This is a genomic window from Bacillus yapensis (assembly GCF_005280205.1).
Lineage (GTDB): Bacteria > Bacillota > Bacilli > Bacillales > Cytobacillaceae > Robertmurraya > Robertmurraya yapensis.
Window position 1 is genome coordinate 1 of the sequence record NZ_SUND01000045.1, and the last position, 1,578, is coordinate 1,578.

The window sequence follows — 1,578 nt, forward strand, 5'->3', positions numbered from 1 at the left end:
TATCAATAGAGTGTACTCTATTGATACAAGTATAGTAGACTGATAAAATCATAGTTAAGAGTGTCTCATAAGACTTGTCTCAAAAACGAGGTGAAATTTTGCAGAAAATCGGTTATGTACGCGTCAGTTCGACTAGCCAAAATCCTTCAAGGCAATTTCGGCAATTGAACGAAATTGGAATGGATATTATTTATGAAGAAAAAATTTCAGGAGCCACAAAAGATCGTGAACAACTTCAAAAAATGTTAGAGGATTTACAGGAAGGTGACATTATTTATGTTACAGATTTAACTCGGATCACTCGAAGTACGCAAGATTTATTTGAATTGATTGATTTAATACGAAATAAAAAGGCAAGCTTAAAATCACTTAAGGATACATGGCTAGATTTATCAGAAGATAATCCATATAGCCAATTCTTAATTACGGTAATGGCTGGTGTTAACCAATTAGAGCGAGACCTTATTCGTATGCGTCAGCGTGAAGGAATTGAGCTCGCAAAGAAAGAAGGGAAGTTTAAAGGACGGTTAAAGAAATATCATAAAAATCACGCAGGAATGAATTATGCAGTAAAGCTATATAAAGAAGGAAATATGACTGTAAATCAAATTTGTGAAATTACAAATGTATCTAGAGCTTCTTTATATAGAAAGCTATCGGAAGGAAAAAAATAAGCATTCATTACTTATATTAAAAATTTCCGGGGATTGTGAAACAACGTACCTAACCAAGCAGGCTATTTCTATAAGGAAGTATCAATATTTGTTTATCTAACTAGGCACGATCATCAAAGGGTTCCGAGTACATTTTAACGGAGATATACGCTAAACTCAGATTTAAAGCAAGGCTGTATTTTTCGAGAACACTTTATAAAAAACAACCTTAGTCAATCACAAACGAAGGTTGTTTTTATAAAGTCATGGTCTAATTAAAACAATTGCTGTCCCAAGAGCATACTTGAGACTGAAAAGGCACCAGCAGGTGGTAAAACATTAGTATATACGGGAGGTCCCAAACGGGTTGTAAAGGTTGTAGCAATCCAATTTCCGTATTCACCAGCCAGTAAAGAGGGAGGTTTCATTATAAACCGTCCACTTAAAATGAAATGCCGAATGCTTATAGCGGTCTCATCAAATATTGTCAAGTTGCCAAAAAAGGAGGCATATGGTGAATCGAAACTTATTTGTTTAGCGCTTTCGTCCCAATACCCATTAATCGGAATAGGTATACCACGAAAATTAACTGTACCTACTACTTTGTTGTCTACAATGGAATCAATGGTAAGTATACCCCTAATAATGGATCTCCCCGCAATAGAAGCATCAATCCCCCATACGGATGGAAAGGGGATACTAACTTTGGCTGTCTTTGGAATTTTCAAAATTAACCTCTCCTTGATTATTTTATGTATGGATTGAGTTGTATTTAATCATAATCCTGTAGTAATGATACAGTATATGCACAGAGAATCACTTAGGTGTTTTGTTAAGAAAGAAGCATCAATAATCAATCAGCCTACTGTCTAGATGAACAAGAGTTTGCCTGACCCACGAAAAATATGGAACATTAATTGCTGCT

General features: G+C 35.1%; 2 protein-coding genes. One reads left to right on the plus strand and one right to left on the minus strand.

The features are described 5' to 3' along the window. Positions 1-98: 98 nt before the first annotated feature. On the plus strand, positions 99-674 hold the full coding sequence (locus FAR12_RS23080; protein ID WP_001169292.1) for a recombinase family protein: 576 nt from the start codon (positions 99-101) through the stop codon (positions 672-674). A gap of 254 nt (positions 675-928) precedes the next feature. Here the strand turns inward: FAR12_RS23080 and FAR12_RS23085 are convergent, their stop codons facing one another. Next, complete coding sequence (locus tag FAR12_RS23085) at positions 929-1,381, minus strand: hypothetical protein (protein ID WP_126411083.1); 453 nt, start codon at positions 1,379-1,381, stop codon at positions 929-931. Positions 1,382-1,578: the final 197 nt, after the last annotated feature.